At 67.6% G+C, this 14481-nt stretch carries 16 protein-coding genes; 7 read left to right on the top strand and 9 right to left on the bottom strand.

Annotated features, from left to right (window positions below; all coding sequences use genetic code 11):
- Positions 1–40: 40 nt before the first annotated feature.
- The 3 genes from VN11_RS15600 to prmB are packed head-to-tail and all read right to left on the bottom strand — an operon-like array spanning position 41 to position 3100.
- Positions 41–1078, bottom strand: a complete 1038-nt coding sequence (locus VN11_RS15600; RefSeq protein ID WP_053450403.1) for a 2-hydroxyacid dehydrogenase — start codon at positions 1076–1078, stop codon at positions 41–43.
- Positions 1071–2174: a chorismate synthase gene (gene aroC, locus VN11_RS15605; protein ID WP_008264593.1), complete on the bottom strand. Its 1104-nt coding sequence runs from the start codon at positions 2172–2174 to the stop codon at positions 1071–1073. The genes VN11_RS15600 and aroC overlap by 8 nt, the downstream gene beginning before the upstream one ends.
- Positions 2171–3100, bottom strand: a complete 930-nt coding sequence (gene prmB / locus VN11_RS15610; protein WP_053450404.1) for a 50S ribosomal protein L3 N(5)-glutamine methyltransferase — start codon at positions 3098–3100, stop codon at positions 2171–2173. Before prmB ends, aroC begins: the two co-directional genes overlap by 4 nt.
- Before the next feature lie 122 nt (positions 3101–3222).
- On the opposite strand from prmB, the gene VN11_RS15615 reads away from it, so the two are divergent.
- The gene (locus VN11_RS15615) at positions 3223–3873 is read left to right on the top strand and encodes an SCO family protein (protein ID WP_053450405.1); all 651 of its coding nucleotides are present in this window, start codon (positions 3223–3225) and stop codon (positions 3871–3873) included.
- Positions 3870–4712, top strand: a complete 843-nt coding sequence (asd, locus tag VN11_RS15620) for an archaetidylserine decarboxylase (protein ID WP_053450406.1) — start codon at positions 3870–3872, stop codon at positions 4710–4712. The genes VN11_RS15615 and asd overlap by 4 nt, the downstream gene beginning before the upstream one ends.
- Before the next feature lie 91 nt (positions 4713–4803).
- On the opposite strand, the gene VN11_RS15625 is transcribed toward asd, so the two are convergent.
- Both VN11_RS15625 and VN11_RS15630 read right to left on the bottom strand, forming a co-directional pair.
- Positions 4804–5151, bottom strand: coding sequence for a ribonuclease E inhibitor RraB (locus VN11_RS15625; protein WP_049458810.1), 348 nt, complete (start codon positions 5149–5151; stop codon positions 4804–4806).
- Between the two features lie 23 nt (positions 5152–5174).
- Positions 5175–6782, bottom strand: a complete 1608-nt coding sequence (locus VN11_RS15630; protein WP_008268347.1) for a transglycosylase SLT domain-containing protein — start codon at positions 6780–6782, stop codon at positions 5175–5177.
- Between the two features lie 123 nt (positions 6783–6905).
- On the opposite strand from VN11_RS15630, the gene VN11_RS15635 reads away from it, so the two are divergent.
- Together VN11_RS15635 and greB are read left to right on the top strand one after the other, a co-directional pair.
- Positions 6906–8411 carry a helicase HerA-like domain-containing protein gene (locus tag VN11_RS15635; protein ID WP_053450407.1) on the top strand — a complete coding sequence of 502 codons (1506 nt, stop codon included), beginning with the start codon at positions 6906–6908 and terminating at the stop codon, positions 8409–8411.
- A gap of 79 nt (positions 8412–8490) precedes the next feature.
- Entirely contained in the window at positions 8491–8997 is a 507-nt protein-coding gene (greB, locus tag VN11_RS15640; protein WP_053450408.1) for a transcription elongation factor GreB, read from the top strand.
- A gap of 115 nt (positions 8998–9112) precedes the next feature.
- Here the strand turns inward: greB and VN11_RS15645 are convergent, their stop codons facing one another.
- Both VN11_RS15645 and rimO read right to left on the bottom strand, forming a co-directional pair.
- Positions 9113–9940, bottom strand: a complete 828-nt coding sequence (locus VN11_RS15645; protein ID WP_053450409.1) for a DUF3025 domain-containing protein — start codon at positions 9938–9940, stop codon at positions 9113–9115.
- Positions 9937–11298: a 30S ribosomal protein S12 methylthiotransferase RimO gene (gene rimO / locus VN11_RS15650; protein WP_006459296.1), complete on the bottom strand. Its 1362-nt coding sequence runs from the start codon at positions 11296–11298 to the stop codon at positions 9937–9939. Before rimO ends, VN11_RS15645 begins: the two co-directional genes overlap by 4 nt.
- Positions 11299–11502: 204 nt before the next feature.
- On the opposite strand from rimO, the gene VN11_RS15655 reads away from it, so the two are divergent.
- Genes VN11_RS15655 through VN11_RS22585 form a run of 3 tightly spaced genes read left to right on the top strand, consistent with a single transcriptional unit; the run spans position 11503 to position 12776 of the window.
- On the top strand, positions 11503–12174 hold the full coding sequence (locus VN11_RS15655; RefSeq protein ID WP_053450410.1) for a dienelactone hydrolase family protein: 672 nt from the start codon (positions 11503–11505) through the stop codon (positions 12172–12174).
- The gene (locus tag VN11_RS15660; protein WP_006459301.1) at positions 12171–12593 is read left to right on the top strand and encodes an HIT domain-containing protein; all 423 of its coding nucleotides are present in this window, start codon (positions 12171–12173) and stop codon (positions 12591–12593) included. Before VN11_RS15655 ends, VN11_RS15660 begins: the two co-directional genes overlap by 4 nt.
- Before the next feature lie 15 nt (positions 12594–12608).
- The gene (locus VN11_RS22585) at positions 12609–12776 is read left to right on the top strand and encodes a LiaI-LiaF-like domain-containing protein (protein ID WP_005410498.1); all 168 of its coding nucleotides are present in this window, start codon (positions 12609–12611) and stop codon (positions 12774–12776) included.
- A 75-nt stretch (positions 12777–12851) separates the two neighbouring features.
- On the opposite strand, the gene dcd is transcribed toward VN11_RS22585, so the two are convergent.
- Both dcd and apbC read right to left on the bottom strand, forming a co-directional pair.
- Positions 12852–13424: a dCTP deaminase gene (dcd, locus tag VN11_RS15665; protein WP_053450411.1), complete on the bottom strand. Its 573-nt coding sequence runs from the start codon at positions 13422–13424 to the stop codon at positions 12852–12854.
- Between the two features lie 78 nt (positions 13425–13502).
- Positions 13503–14357, bottom strand: coding sequence for an iron-sulfur cluster carrier protein ApbC (gene apbC / locus VN11_RS15670; protein ID WP_006459367.1), 855 nt, complete (start codon positions 14355–14357; stop codon positions 13503–13505).
- Between the last annotated feature and the right edge of the window lie 124 nt (positions 14358–14481).

Below are 14481 nucleotides of genomic sequence, written 5' to 3' on the forward strand. Positions count from 1 at the left end.
GGTTCGGGGAACCTCCTCAAGCGGGGCGCGCGGAGGTTCCCTATCGTTTCCCGGTTTTTTTGCCCAGAGTCACGCGCGCGGCCATCGCCGCGTCAGCGTTGATCGCGCTCGGCATGCGCGACGGATCGCCGTCCAGGCCGAGCCCGGCAACCAGATTATCCACGGCCAGCTGTACCATCGCCGTTCGCGTGGCCAGCGAGGCGCTGCCGATGTGCGGGGTCAGCACCACGTTGCGCAGCGCCAGCAGTTCCGGGCGCACTGCCGGCTCGCCCTCGTACACATCCAGGCCGGCCGCCGCCAGGCGGCCATTGGCCAGTGCATCGGCCAATGCGATCTCATCGACCAGGCCGCCACGGGCGATGTTCACCAGCGTGGCCGACGGCTTCATCTTCGCCAGCGCGGCGGCATCGATCAGGTGATGCGACGCCGGGGTGTACGGCAGCACCAGCAGCAGGTGGTCGGACTGCGCAAGCAGCGTATCCAGGTCCACGTAGGTGGCACCCAGCGCCGCTTCGGTGTCGGCCGGCAGCTGCGAGCGGTTGTGGTAGAGCACCTTCATGCCGAAACCGAGTGCGCCGCGGCGGGCGATGCCCTGGCCGATGCGGCCCATGCCGAGAATGCCGAGCGTGCTGCCGTGGATGTCGGCACCGAGCATGGTCTGGAACGACCACTGCTGCCACTGGCCTTCACGCAGCCAGCGCTCGGATTCGGTGATGCGGCGCGCGGTGGCCATCAGCAGGGCGAAACCGAGGTCGGCCGTGGTCTCGGTGAGCACGTCCGGGGTGTTGCTGGCGAGGATGCCGGCCGCGCTGAGCGCGTCGACATCCAGGTTGTTGTAGCCGACGCCGACGTTGGCGATCACCTGCAGCTGCGCGGCATCGGCCACCTGGGCCGCGCCGATGCGCTCGTTGAGGGTGATGATCGCGCCCTCGGCGCTGGCCAGCTGCGCGGCGATCTGCTCGGGCGACCAGGCGGTAACGGTGTCGGTGACGCGCAGCTGCACGCGATCGCGCAGCGGCGCGATGGCCGCATCGATCAGCGGCTGGCTCACCCACACCGTCGGCCGCGTGTCAGCCATCGATCTGCCCGGGGATACGCGGGGTGATCGTGCCGACATCGCCACACTGCGCACGATGGCGCAGCGCCTGGTCCATCAGCACCATCGCCACCATCGCCTCGGCGATCGGGGTGGCACGGATGCCGACGCAGGGATCGTGGCGGCCGGTGGTGACCACTTCCACCACGTTGCCGGCGGTGTCCAGCGACGGGCCCGGCAGGCGCAGGCTGGAGGTTGGCTTCAACACGATCGAAGCGACCACCGGCTGACCGGTGGAAATACCGCCGAGGATGCCGCCGGCATGGTTGCTGGCGAAGCCCTGCGGGGTCAGCAGGTCACGGTGCTCGGTACCCTTCTGCGCGGCGCTGGCGAAACCGTCGCCGATCTCCACGCCCTTCACCGCGTTGATGCTCATCAGCGCGGCGGCGAGTTCGCCGTCGAGCTTGCCGTAGATCGGCTCGCCCCAACCCGGCGGCACGTTGTCGGCGACCACGTCCACGCAGGCACCGACCGAATCACCGGACTTGCGCAGCGCATCCATGTACGCCTCCAGCTCGGGCACCTGCGCGGCGTGCGGCCAGAAGAACGGGTTGTCTTCCACCGCCGACCAGTCGAAGCCGGCCGGGGTGATGTCGCCCAGCTGCGACAGGTAGCCACGCACGGTGACGCCGAAACGCTCGGCCAGCCACTTCTTGGCGACCACACCGGCGGCCACGCGCATGGTGGTCTCGCGCGCCGAGGAACGGCCGCCACCGCGCGGGTCGCGGATGCCGTACTTGTGCCAGTAGCTGTAGTCGGCATGGCCCGGCCGGAACTGCTGGCCGATGTTGGCGTAATCCTTGCTGCGCTGGTCGGTGTTGCGGATCAGCAGCGCGATCGGGGTGCCGGTGGTCAGGCCTTCGTACACGCCGGACAGGATCTCGACCTCATCGGCCTCGCGGCGCGCCGAGGTGTGCCGGCTCTTGCCGGTGGCGCGGCGCTGCAGGTCGTGGGCGAATTCGGCCGCGTCCAGCGCCAGCCCCGGCGGGCAGCCATCGATCACGCAGCCGATGGCCGGCCCGTGCGACTCGCCGAACGTGGTGACGGTGAACAGTTTGCCGAACGAATTGGAACTCACGGGCGCTGCGCCGCCAGTTCGGTGATGCGCGCGCTGTGGGCGATCAGCTCGCGGCATTCGACCGCGAAGATGCCCATCTGGCCGACCTTGAATTCGATCCAGGCGAAATCGACTTCCGGCAGCAGCTTGATCAGATGCTGTTCGGACTCGCCCACTTCACAGATCAGCAGGCCGTCTTCGCTCAGGTGCAGCGGCGCGTCACGCAGGATCTTCAGCACCAGATCCAGGCCGTCGTCGCCGGCACGCAGGCCCATGTCCGGCTCGTAGGAGTATTCCTTCGGCAGCGCATCGGTCTCGTCGTTGGTGACGTACGGCGGATTGGTGACGATCAGGTCGTAGTGGCGGCCGGACAGGCCATTGAACAGGTCCGACTTCACCAGGTTGACGTTGTATGCCTGCAGCCGCTCCCGGTTTTCTTCAGCCAGCGACAGCGCGTCGTCGCTCAGGTCGACGCCGTCCACCTGCCAGTTCGGGTAGTAGTGGCCCATGGCGATGGCGATGCAGCCCGAACCGGTGCACAGGTCCAGCGCACGGTACACGTCGCGGCCGGCCAGCCACGGCTCGAAGCCGCACTCGATCAGTTCGGCGATCGGCGAGCGCGGCACCAGCGCGCGCTTGTCGCTCTTGAAGCTCAAACCCGCAAACCAGGCTTCACCTGTCAGGTAGGCGGCCGGGATGCGTTCGTCGATGCGGCGCTGAAACAGCTCCAGCACACGCTGCTTCTCGGCCTGCAGCAGCCGCGCCTGGCCGTACGCCGGGCCGAGGTCGTGCGGCAGGTGCAGGCTGTGCAGCACCAGCTGGGTGGCCTCGTCCAGCGCGTTGTCGTAGCTGTGCCCGAAGGTCAGCCCGGCTTCGTTGAAACGGCTGGTGCCGTAGCGGATCAGATCGATGATCGTGTGGAGTTCGGCGGCCGTTTCAGCGGTCATGGCGGTACTGCGGGCAAAGTGGCCCCCGATTATAGGGGCTGGCGCCCGTGGCGGCATCCGTTGCGGCGGAAACGATCAGGCCACAGCCGGTATGATGGAACCCATTTCGCGCGGGAGCCCCCATGTTCAATCGCAACGCCGGCATCATCCTGCTGATCGCCCTGGCGGCGGGGCTCGGCCTGCTGGCCGCCCAGCAGGTGTTCGCGCCGAAGCCGCCGGCCAACGCCCCGGCTACCGAAGCGATCACCCTGTATCCGCATACCCGGGAACTGCCTGACTTCAACCTGGCCCAATCCGACGGCACCCGGCTCATTCCCGGCGAACTGAAGGGCCACTGGACCCTGGTGTTCCTGGGCTTCACGTTCTGCCCGGACGTGTGCCCGACCACCCTGGCCGAGCTGGCCGGCGCGCAGAACCAGTGGGAGGCCCTGCCCGACAGCCTGCGCCCGCGCGTGCTGTTCATCTCGGTCGACCCCGACCGCGACAGCGCCACCCGCCTGGGCGAATACGTGCACGGCTTCCACAAGGACACCCTGGCCGCCACCGCCGACGTTCCCTCGCTGGAGCGCTTCGCCACCTCGCTGGGCTTTGTGTTCCAGAAGGTGCCGGGCAAGCACTTCGACGAGAACCCCGAGGATTACACCGTCGAGCATTCGGCCAGCCTGGCCGTGCTCGACCCGCAGGGCCGCCTCGCCGGCCTGGTGCGCCCCCCGTTCAACGCGCCGGCGATCGCCCGCGACCTGCAGAAGCTGACCGAGAAAACCGCCCCATGAGTCTCACCACCGCCCTGACGTACGTCCTGCCCCACCGCCTGCTGTCCTCGATGGCGCGTTCGCTGGCGTACTCGGACGACCCGCGCGTGTCACGCTGGCTGATCGACACGGTCACCCGCAAGTTCAACGTCAACCTGGATGAGGCGGCCAACCCGGACCCGCGCAGCTATGCCACCTTCAACCAGTTCTTCACCCGTGCATTGAAGCCGGGCGCGCGGGTGGCCGATGCCGATCCGCGCAGCCTGGTGATGCCGGCCGACGGCCGCATCAGCCAGCTGGGAAAGATCGAGGCCGGCCGCATCTTCCAGGCCAAGGGCCAGTCGTTCACCGCGGCCGAGCTGCTGGGCAGCGACGAGGATGCCAAGCCGTACAACGACGGCCTGTACGCCACCGTCTACCTGTCGCCGCGCGACTACCACCGCGTGCACATGCCCTGGACCGGCACCCTGCGTGAAACCGTGCACGTGCCGGGCCGTCTGTTCAGCGTCGGCCCGGCTGCAGTGAACGGCGTGCCACGCCTGTTCGCGCGCAACGAGCGCCTGGTCTGCCACTTCGACACCAGCTTCGGCCCGATGGTCAGCGTGATGGTCGGCGCACTGCTGGTATCCGGCGTGGAAACCGTGTGGAGCGGCGAAGAGATCCCGGCCTACGGCGACCGCATCACCCGCAAGGACTACCGTGGCCAGGGCATCAGGCTGGAGCGATTCGCCGAGATGGCGCGCTTCAACTATGGCTCGACCGTGATCGTGCTGCTGCCGCCGGGCGTGGCCGAGTTCGCCCCGCAGCTGGGCGCTGAAAGCCCGGTGCAGCTGGGCCAGGCGCTGGCCACGCTGCGCTGAGGCTTCGGTAGTGCCGGCCGCTGGCCGGCATCTCCGTTGATCCAACGCGTCGGGCATTGCCGGCCAGCGGCCGGCACTACCGGTACGCGCGTTACTGCAGGGCCGGGGCCGGGCCGACGTCCATGCCGTCGTAGTCTTCCACGCCCTTCTCCGTGGCCAGGGCCGCGAATTCCTGGTTGCGGCGGTCCAGCGAGGCTTCGTCGTGGATCTCCACGCGCTCCACGTGCAGCACATGGAACGGCGCGTCGCCTTCTTCCGGCTCCTGCTCGAACAGTTCGACGAAGGTGTAGCCCTGCGCCTGCAGGTGGTCGGCCAGGGCCTGCAGCGGCTCGGCGGTCGAGTGAACGAAGAAATAGCCCCACAGCAACGGGCCGCTGATGTCCCAGTCGGTGTTCTCGCGGAGGTTGGCGAACAGGTTGCGGGTGTCTTCGAGGTCCATGCGGGTTCCAGGGGTCGTGGGGATTACTTGTCGCAGCCCTGCAGCTTCAGCGTCTGGCCGTGGCGCAGGCTGTAGGCGGGGGCTTTCAGGCCGTTGGCGCGGGCCAGGGTCGGCACGTCGCACTGGAACTTCGCCGCGATGGCGCCCAGGGTCTCGCCCTTGCCCACCTTGTGGCTGCGCACCGGCTTTGCCCGGGCGGGCGCCGGGCGCGGGGTCGCCACCGCCGCCACCGGGGTCGTCGGCACGCTGGTCGAGGCTGCGGCGTCGGCCACCGGCACCACGCCGCCCACCGCCACGCTGCCGGTATAGCTGGCCGCGGTCGGGCGCTTGATCGCCGCGTTCAGGTCGGCGGTGATCAGGGTGCGGGCCAGGTCCGCGCGCGGGCCACTGACGCAGTTGCGCTGGTACAGGCCGGCGATGCGGGTGGTGGCGTTGATCAGCGTGCCGGCCGGAATCCAGCCATCGGCTTCATAGCGCGGATTGAGGTTGCGCAGCGCGCGCATGTAGCCATCGCGGGTGCCGTGGCTGCCCAGGCAGATGGTCAACTCGTAGATGGTGGTGGACTTGGCCAGGCGCAGCGTGGCCGGCTGCGCACTGATCTTCGGGAACTCCACGCCGTACTGCTGCGGGTGCAGGAAGATCCAGGCCGCGGCGATCACCATCGGCACATAGTCCTTGGTCTCGCCCGGGAACTGGTTGTAGACGCTGTCGGTCCAGAAGCTCTGGCCAGCGCTCTGCTTGAACACCCGCGCGGCGCGGCCTTCGCCACCGTTATAGGCGGCCACCGACATTTCCACGTTGTTGTTGAGCTCGCGCAGGCGCTCGTTGAGGTAACTGGCACTGGCTTCGGCAGCGCTGCGCGCATCGAAGCGCGTGTCGAAACCGGTGCCGTCCGGGCCCAGCCCGAAGCGGCGGCCGGTGGCCGGCATGAACTGCATCAGGCCGGCGGCACCCGCGCGCGAGGAGGCATGCACGCGGCCGTTGGATTCCTTGGCCATGATGCCGAACAGCAGCGCCTCGGGCAGCCCACGCTTTTCCCACTCCGGCCACATCACCGCGCGCAGGTTCTGGTAGTTCTCGTAACTGGTCAGCAGCGCCGGGCGCATGTCGGTCAGCCAGCGGCGGATGCCGGCCTGCACCGCCGGGTTGTACTCGACCATCGTGTCGAAGGCGTGCCGCTTGTCGTTCAGCAGTGCGGCGGCGCGGGCCGCCTCGGGTACGTCTGCGGTGAGCGGACCGATATGGTCGGGGTCGGCTTCCAGGCGGTCGCCGCCCTCATCGGCCACGTCATCGCTGGCCGCCGCATCGGCGTCATGCTTGAGCAGGCGCTTGTAGCTGGCCAGCAGCGTGCCCATCTGGCAGCCCTTCTGCTTCACGCAGTCGTTGAGGACATCTTCCATGTCCTCCAGCGCGGCGTCGGCCTCGTTGCTGCCCTTGGGGTCGGCATTGGCGACCAGCAGCAGGGCGTCGCTGTAGCGCTTCTCGGCGGCTGTCATGCGCTGCTGCAGCGCATCGACCTTCACCTTGTCCCGGGCCGAGACCCGTTGCGCATGGGCGTCAGGCGCCAGGGAAACCAGGCCGGCCAGGGCCAGCAGCGGCCAACCGCGGGAAATCAGGACAGGAACGGGCATTGATGGCACTGTGTGCGAAACAGGCAGGCAGAGTAGCGGCGCCGCCAAGGTCGGGGCAAGCCGGACCTTCGGACCGTCACCCCTGCCCGTTAACATTGGGCTATTCACTACAAGGGCTGGACCATGGATCCGATTCTGCTCGGCAAAGGCATTACCGACGATATTGCCGTCACCCTGCTGCCGAAACTCGGCAACCGCCACGGCCTGGTGGCCGGCGCCACCGGCACCGGCAAGACGGTGACCCTGATGACCCTGGCCGAAGGCTTCTCGCGGCTGGGCGTGCCGGTGTTCCTGGCCGATGTGAAGGGCGATGTCTCCGGCCTGGCCGTGCCCGGCGCCGGTGCCGAAAACCTGCTGCAGCGTGCCGCAGAGATCGGCGTGGCCGACTATGCCCCGGCCGCCAGCCCGACCATTTTCTGGGATCTCTACGGCAAGCTCGGCCATCCGGTGCGCACCACCGTCAGCGAAATGGGCCCGACCCTGCTGTCGCGCATCCTCGAATTGAACGACACCCAGGCCGGCGTGCTCGACATCGTGTTCAAGCTGGCCGACGACCGTGGCCTGCTGCTGCTGGACATGGACGACCTGCGTGCCCTGCTCGGCCTGGTGGCCGAGGAGCGCAAGGACATCTCCACCGAATACGGGCTGGTCAGCGCACAGTCGATCGCCGCGATCCAGCGCTCGGTGCTGCGCCTGGCCCAGGACGGCGGCGAGCACTTCTTCGGCGAACCGGCACTGGAGCTGGCCGACATCATGCGGGTCAATCACGACGGCCGCGGCATGATCGGCATCCTCGCCGCCGACCAGCTGGTGCTCAAGCCCAAGCTGTATTCCACCTTCCTGCTGTGGCTGTTGTCGGAACTGTTCGAGCAGCTGCCGGAAGTGGGCGACCTGGACAAGCCGAAGCTGGTCTTCATCTTCGACGAGGCGCACCTGCTGTTCGACGATGCGCCGCCGTCGCTGGTGCAGCGCATCGAGCAGGTCGTGCGCCTGATCCGTTCCAAGGGCGTGGGCGTGTATTTCTGCTCGCAGTTCCCCGACGACGTGCCGGGCAACATCCTCGGCCAGCTCGGCAACCGGGTGCAGCACGCGCTGCGTGCGTTCACCCCGCGTGACCAGAAGGCGGTGAAGACCGCGGCCGAAACCTTCGTGCCGAATCCCAAACTGGACGTAGCCAAGGTGCTCAGCCAGCTCGGCACCGGTGAAGCGCTGGTCTCCACGCTGCAGGACAAAGGCATACCGATGCCGGTGCAGCAGACGATGATCGCGCCGCCGCGCTGCCGGATGGGGCCGATCACCGACGCCGAACGCGCCCAGGTGCGCGCCGGCAGCCCGGTCGGCAGCCGCTACGACACCGCGATCAACCGTGAATCGGCGGCGGAGCTGCTGGCGCAGCGCGCGCAGAAGGCGACCGAGCAGGCGCAGGCCCCTGCCGCACGCAGCCGCGAGCAGGACGAGGCGCAGGAAGGAGGCTTCGGCCAGTCGATCAAGGACGCGATCTTCGGCACCAAGCGCCGCCAGGGCATGATCGAGACCATGGCCAAGCAGACCACGCGCACCGTCGGCACCAAGCTGGGCAACCAGATCGTGCGTGGCATCCTGGGCGGCATCTTCGGCGGCAAGCGCTGAGGGCCACCTGCTGTTTCCGCGCGTCGCGCCAGGCCTGGTGCGACGCGCCCGTTCCCCATCGCAAGAGAAGTCGTACTGCATGTCCCGTTGGCGTCCCCCCGCAGAAAAGAGCACCGCCCTGATCACCGCCGCCGGCCACGCCCGGCTGAAGGCCGAACTGGACGAGCTATGGCGGGTGCGACGGCCGGAGGTGGTCAAGGCACTGGCGGCGGCCGCTGCGGAGGGCGACCGCTCGGAGAACGCCGAGTACACCTACCGCAAGAAGCAGCTGGGCGAGATCGACCGCCGCGTGCGCTACCTGACCAAGCGGCTGGAAGCGTTGCGCGTGGTCGACACCACCCCGACCGATCCGCAGGCGGTGTTCTTCGGCGCCTGGGTGGAGCTGGAGAATGTCGACAGCGGCGACACCAGCCGCTATCGCATCGTCGGCCCGGACGAGACCGACGCCGGCCTGGGCTGGATCAGCATCGATTCGCCGCTGGCGCGGGCGCTGCTGAAAAAGCGGCTGGATGATGAATTTTCGGTGGAGCTGCCCGGCGGGCAGTTCACGTTTGTGGTGATCGGCGTGGAATACGCACCGTTGTAGAGTCGAGCCATGCTCGACTGCGTTGCCGTTGTAGAGTCGAGCTTGCTCGACTACACCTGCAGCCAGTCGAGCAAGCTCGACGCTACGCAAAGGGGGCAGTCGAGCGAGCTCGACTCTACTGGGCCGCGTGCAACGGCGGCGGGTACGCGCGGCCGGCACGCAGCGGACGGAAGTAGTCGGCGTCGGCGTAGAAGGCGGCATCCTGCCTTTCATGCCAGCCGGGAATGCCCGCCAATGGCAGCGGCCGCAGCTGCGCTGGATCGGTGATCGCCCTGCCCTCGCCGATGGCCGCGGCCACCTCGGCGATGCAGCGATCATCATCATCCCCCTGCACCACCACGCACTTGCCCACCAGCAGGCGGCCCGGCAGCAGTGCCTGTTCCATCAGCGCATGGCCGAATACCGCAGCGATGGCGATGTCACCGCTGTGCCAGCGCGTCGGCTCGAACACCGCAGGCCAGTCATGCGCATCCCATGCCGCGAGCAACGCGTCATCGCACACACGCACGATCACGCCGGTTTCGTCGAACTGGGTCAGTGCTGCCTGCGCGCGGTTGCGCTGGCCCGGCGGCATTGCCTCGATATGCCGGCATTGCTGCGCGTTGAGTGCCTGCTTGAGCTGTGGGAAACGGGCCCACACCAGTGCATTGAACAGGTCATGCCAGTTGTCGGCGCGGGTGGCGATGCGTCCCTGCGCGATACGCACCTCGTAGTGCAGGCCGTCGGCCAGCAGCGCAGCGTCCTGCTCGAGCAGGCGCTTGCCGGGCAGCGCCAGCCGCGCATCAAGCGCACCGATGGACGGCCATGCAGTGCCGCCCAGCAGGTCACGGAAGTCCTGCAGCCCGCCAAACAGCGGATGCCTGAATGCCTGCGGATCAACCGCCGCACGCGGCGGCGGCACGAAGCGCCGGGGGCCGCCGTTGTCACCGGCGGCGGCGGTCACAGCATCTTGAGATCGAACGCCGGGCGGGTGGCGGCCGCCAGCGCGTCACCATACAGGTCGTGCTCGTCGCTCTCGGTGATCTCCACGTCGACGAATTCGCCTACGCGCAGCGGCACCTGGTCGGCGTTCTGGATGTGCACCAGGCCGTCGATCTCCGGCGCATCGGCCTTGGAACGGGCCACGGCGATGTCGCCTTCGATGGCATCGACCAGGCACTGCTGCACGGTGCCGATCTTGGCTTCCAGGCGCGCGGCGGAAATCTGCGCCTGCTTCTCCATGAAGCGTGCCAGGCGTTCCTGCTTCACTTCCTCCGGCACGGCGTCGGGCAGATCGTTGGCAGTGGCGCCCTCGACCGGCGAGTAGGCGAACGCACCCACGCGGTCCAGCTGTGCTTCGTCGAGGAACGACAGCAGCTCTTCGAACTCGGCCTCGGTCTCACCCGGGAAGCCGACGATGAAGGTCGAACGCACGGTGATGTCCGGCGCGATGCGGCGCCAGTTCTGCACGCGCTCCAGAGTCTTCTCGACCGCGCCCGGACGCTTCATCAGGCGCAGGATGCGCGGGCTGGCGTGCTGGAACGGGATGTCCAGGTACGGCAGGATGCGGTTCTCGGCCATCAGCGGCACGACTTCGTCCACGTGCGGATACGGGTAGACGTAGTGCATGCGCACCCACGCATCCAGCTCGGACAGGCCTTCGCACAGCGCCTTCAGGCGGGTCTGGTAGGCCTTGTCGCGCCACATCTTCTCGGCGTACTTCACGTCCACCCCGTAGGCCGAGGTGTCCTGCGACACCACCAGCAGTTCACGCACGCCGCCACGCACCAGGCGCTCGGCTTCGCGCAGCACCTCGTCGACCGGGCGCGAGACCAGCTTGCCGCGCATCGACGGGATGATGCAGAAGCTGCACTTGTGGTTGCAGCCCTCGGAAATCTTCAGGTAGGCATAGTGGCGCGGGGTCAGCTTGATGCCATAGTCGGGCACCAGGTCCACGAACGGATCGTGCTTGGGCGGCAGCGCTTCGTGCACCGCTTCCATCACGCTCTGGTAGTCCTGCGGGCCGGACACCGCCAGCACGTTCGGGTACGCCTCGCGGATCTGCTCCGGGCGCTTGCCCAGGCAGCCGGTGACGATGACCTTGCCGTTCTGGTTCATCGCCTCGCCGATCGCGTCCAGCGACTCGGTCACTGCCGAATCGATGAAGCCGCAGGTGTTGACCACCACCACGTCGGCCGAATCGTAGGACGGGACGATGTCGTAGCCCTCCGAGCGGAGCTGGGTGAGGATGCGCTCGGAATCGACGAGGGCCTTCGGGCAGCCAAGGCTGACGAAGCCGACTTTGGGGTTCAGCTGGGACATGGAATCGCGGGACTCTGGGGGCCTGGGCCCCTGCCGGCGTGGCAGGGGTTCCTGGGGGCCGGGGCCTGAAAGGGCGCCAGTATACCGGGGTTGGGCGCGGCGCTCTGAACGGCCAGCCGCCCGATCCCGCACAGCCGCTGACACGCTGCTAACCCGCGCAGCGCCGACAATGCAGTCCTGTTCCCTGCAACGAGGAAGATGACGATGGCCGAGTGGATCACCCTGGATACCCATCACGGCCCGGTACGGGCCTGGCAGGCCCTGCCGGAAGGCACCCCGCGCGGCGGGCTGGTGGTGGTGCAGGAAATCTTCGGCGCCAACCCGCACATCCGCAGCGTGGCCGAGCGCTTCGCCGCCGAGGGCTACGCGGTGCTGGCGCCGTCGTTCTTCGATCTGGTCGACGGCCCCGATGCCGACCCCGACGCCCTTCCCTACAGCCCCGAGGGCGTGAAGGACGGCCTGGAACGGGTCGCCGCGCTGGGCATGGAGAAGGCGCTGGAAGTGGTCCGCGCCGCGGCAACCCGACTGGCCCCCTACGGCAAGGTCGGCACGGTCGGCTACTGCTGGGGCGGCACCGTGGCGATGCTGTCGGCAGTGCGCCTGGGCCTGCCCTCGGTCAGCTACTACGGTGCGCGCAACGTGCAGTTCCTCGATGAGACGCCCAAGGCCCCGGTGATCTTCCACTTCGGTGCCCAGGACAAGAGCATCCCGCCGGAGGCGGTGCAGGCCCACCGCGAGAAGCTGCCGCAGATGGCCACCTTCGTCTATCCGGCCGATCACGCCTTCAACCGCGAGGTCGGACATGCGTATGATCCAGACAGCGCCACCCTGGCGCTGCAACGCACCCTGGACTTCTTCTCGGAGCATCTTGGATGAGCGAATTCGAACTCGATTCACGCCTGGCCACCGATAGCGTGCTGGTGGCCGAAGGACCGTTGTCGCAAGTGCGGCTGATGAACGACGAACGATTCCCCTGGCTGGTGCTGGTACCGCGCCTGGCCGGGGTGACCGAGTGGATCGAGCTGGACGGCGAGCAGCAGGACAAGCTGCGCACCGAGCTCAACCGCGCCTGCAAGGCCCTGAAGGGCGCCGACGGCGTGGAGAAGATCAACATCGGCGCGCTGGGCAACATCGTGCGCCAGCTGCATTTCCACGTGATCGGCCGCCATGACGGCGATCCGGCCTGGCCGGGCCCGGTCTGGGGCAGCGGCCCGGCACACCGCTACGAGCCGTCGGCACTAGACCAGCATGTCGCCTACTGGAAGGACCGGCTAGGATATCCGGCCCACTCCTGAGCCTTCGCCGACCCGATGCGATTCAACCTCGTTGCCGCCATCCTGCTGATCCTGATCGGCCTGTTCATGCTTGCCAGCAACCTCGGCTGGACGCACCTGAACCTGTCCAAGCTGCTGCTGACGTGGTGGCCGGTGGCACTGGTGGGCGTCGGCATCGCCATGCTGTTCGGTCGCGGAAAATGACGAAGGCGGCGCATTGCGCCGCCTTCCTTCATGTAGAGCCGAGCATGGCTCGGCTCCACAAACGGCCCACCGTCATCAGGTCCGCGGCAGGGTCACGCCGGTCTGGCCCTGGTACTTGCCGCCACGATCCTTGTACGACGTTTCGCAGACGTCATCGGATGCCGCCTGGAAGAACAGCATCTGGGCCACGCCCTCGTTGGCGTAGATGCGCGCCGGCAACGGCGTGGTGTTGCTGAATTCCAGGGTCACGTGGCCTTCCCATTCCGGCTCCAGCGGGGTCACGTTGACGATGATGCCGCAGCGCGCGTAGGTGCTCTTGCCCAGGCAAACCACCAGGGTGTCGCGCGGGATGCGGAAGTACTCGACGGTCCTGGCCAGCGCGAAGCTGTTCGGCGGGATGATGCACTCGTCGCCGACGATATCCACGAAGCTGCCCGGGTCGAAGTGCTTGGGATCGACGATCGTCGAGTTGATGTTGGTGAACACCTTGAACTCGCGCGAGCAGCGCACGTCGTAGCCATAGCTGGAGGTGCCATAGCTGACGATGCGCTCGCCGTTGGCCTGCTTGACCTGCCCGGCCTCGAACGGCTCGATCATGCCGTGCTGCTCGGACATGTGGCGGATCCAACGGTCACTCTTGATGCTCATGCTTTGTCCTGGGAATGCGAGGGGGCGCGAGGATTCTAGCAGGGGGCCGGGCGTGGCCGGCGGCCCCTGCGCAGGCACTTACAGCAGCGAAGACAGGATCGGGATCGACGCGCGCGGGCGCTTGCCGACTTCCTCGACCAGGCGCTGCGCGGCATGGCGATAGGCCTGGGCCGGCACCGAATCGGGCTGGGCGACGGTGATCGGGGTACCGGCGTCGCCCTGCTCGCGGATGCCGATCTGCAGCGGCAGCGATCCCAGCAGCGGCACGCCGTACTGCGCGGCCATGCGCTCGCCACCGCCTTCGCCGAACAGGTGCTCGACGTGCCCACAGTTGCTGCAGGTATGCACGGCCATGTTCTCGACAATGCCCAGCACCGGTACTTCGACCTTCTCGAACATCTTCAGCGCCTTCTTCGCATCCAGCGTGGCGATGTCCTGCGGCGTGGTGACGATCACCGCACCGGCCAGCGGGATCTTCTGGGTCAGGGTCAGCTGGATGTCACCGGTGCCCGGCGGCAGGTCGATCAGCAGGAAGTCCAGGTCATCCCACAGGGTGTCGTTGAACAGCTGGGTCATCGCCGAGGTGGCCATCGGGCCACGCCAGATCATCGGCGTGTCCTCTTCGATCAGGTAGCCGATCGACATGGTATCCACGCCGAACGCGCGCAGCGGCTCGATGCTCTTGTTGTCAGGGCTTTCCGGACGGCCGGACAGGCCCAGCATGGCCGGTACGCTGGGACCGTAGATGTCCGCATCCAGCACGCCTACACGCGCACCCAACTGCTGCAGCGCAACGGCCAGGTTGACCGCGGTCGTCGACTTGCCGACGCCGCCCTTGCCCGAACCAACCGCGATCACGTTGCGGATGCGGGCATGCGGCGTCAGCCCCTTCTGGACCTGGCTGGCATGGGGACGGCGGAGAGAACTGTTCACAACGGGCACCAGCGGAATCAGGGGGGATAACCCAACATCATACAAGCTGGACGTAGCCTGACTGAAATTCAGGATTGCTACGGATTCGTGCACAGATTGTTAAGTTCATGTTACGTTCCTGAAG

Source organism: Stenotrophomonas maltophilia, from assembly GCF_001274595.1.
Classification (GTDB): domain Bacteria; phylum Pseudomonadota; class Gammaproteobacteria; order Xanthomonadales; family Xanthomonadaceae; genus Stenotrophomonas; species Stenotrophomonas forensis.

Excerpts from the sequence above, each read along its gene's own strand:
- VN11_RS15600 (WP_053450403.1), bottom strand. The coding sequence starts at position 1,078 with ATGGCTGACACGCGGCCGACGGTGTGGGTGAGCCAGCCGCTGATCGAT.
- prmB (WP_053450404.1), bottom strand. The coding sequence starts at position 3,100 with ATGACCGCTGAAACGGCCGCCGAACTCCACACGATCATCGATCTGATC.
- VN11_RS15615 (WP_053450405.1), top strand. The coding sequence starts at position 3,223 with ATGTTCAATCGCAACGCCGGCATCATCCTGCTGATCGCCCTGGCGGCG.
- asd (WP_053450406.1), top strand. The coding sequence starts at position 3,870 with ATGAGTCTCACCACCGCCCTGACGTACGTCCTGCCCCACCGCCTGCTG.
- VN11_RS15625 (WP_049458810.1), bottom strand. The coding sequence starts at position 5,151 with ATGGACCTCGAAGACACCCGCAACCTGTTCGCCAACCTCCGCGAGAAC.
- VN11_RS15630 (WP_008268347.1), bottom strand. The coding sequence starts at position 6,782 with ATGCCCGTTCCTGTCCTGATTTCCCGCGGTTGGCCGCTGCTGGCCCTG.
- VN11_RS15635 (WP_053450407.1), top strand. The coding sequence starts at position 6,906 with ATGGATCCGATTCTGCTCGGCAAAGGCATTACCGACGATATTGCCGTC.
- greB (WP_053450408.1), top strand. The coding sequence starts at position 8,491 with ATGTCCCGTTGGCGTCCCCCCGCAGAAAAGAGCACCGCCCTGATCACC.
- rimO (WP_006459296.1), bottom strand. The coding sequence starts at position 11,298 with ATGTCCCAGCTGAACCCCAAAGTCGGCTTCGTCAGCCTTGGCTGCCCG.
- VN11_RS15655 (WP_053450410.1), top strand. The coding sequence starts at position 11,503 with ATGGCCGAGTGGATCACCCTGGATACCCATCACGGCCCGGTACGGGCC.
- VN11_RS15660 (WP_006459301.1), top strand. The coding sequence starts at position 12,171 with ATGAGCGAATTCGAACTCGATTCACGCCTGGCCACCGATAGCGTGCTG.
- VN11_RS22585 (WP_005410498.1), top strand. The coding sequence starts at position 12,609 with ATGCGATTCAACCTCGTTGCCGCCATCCTGCTGATCCTGATCGGCCTG.
- dcd (WP_053450411.1), bottom strand. The coding sequence starts at position 13,424 with ATGAGCATCAAGAGTGACCGTTGGATCCGCCACATGTCCGAGCAGCAC.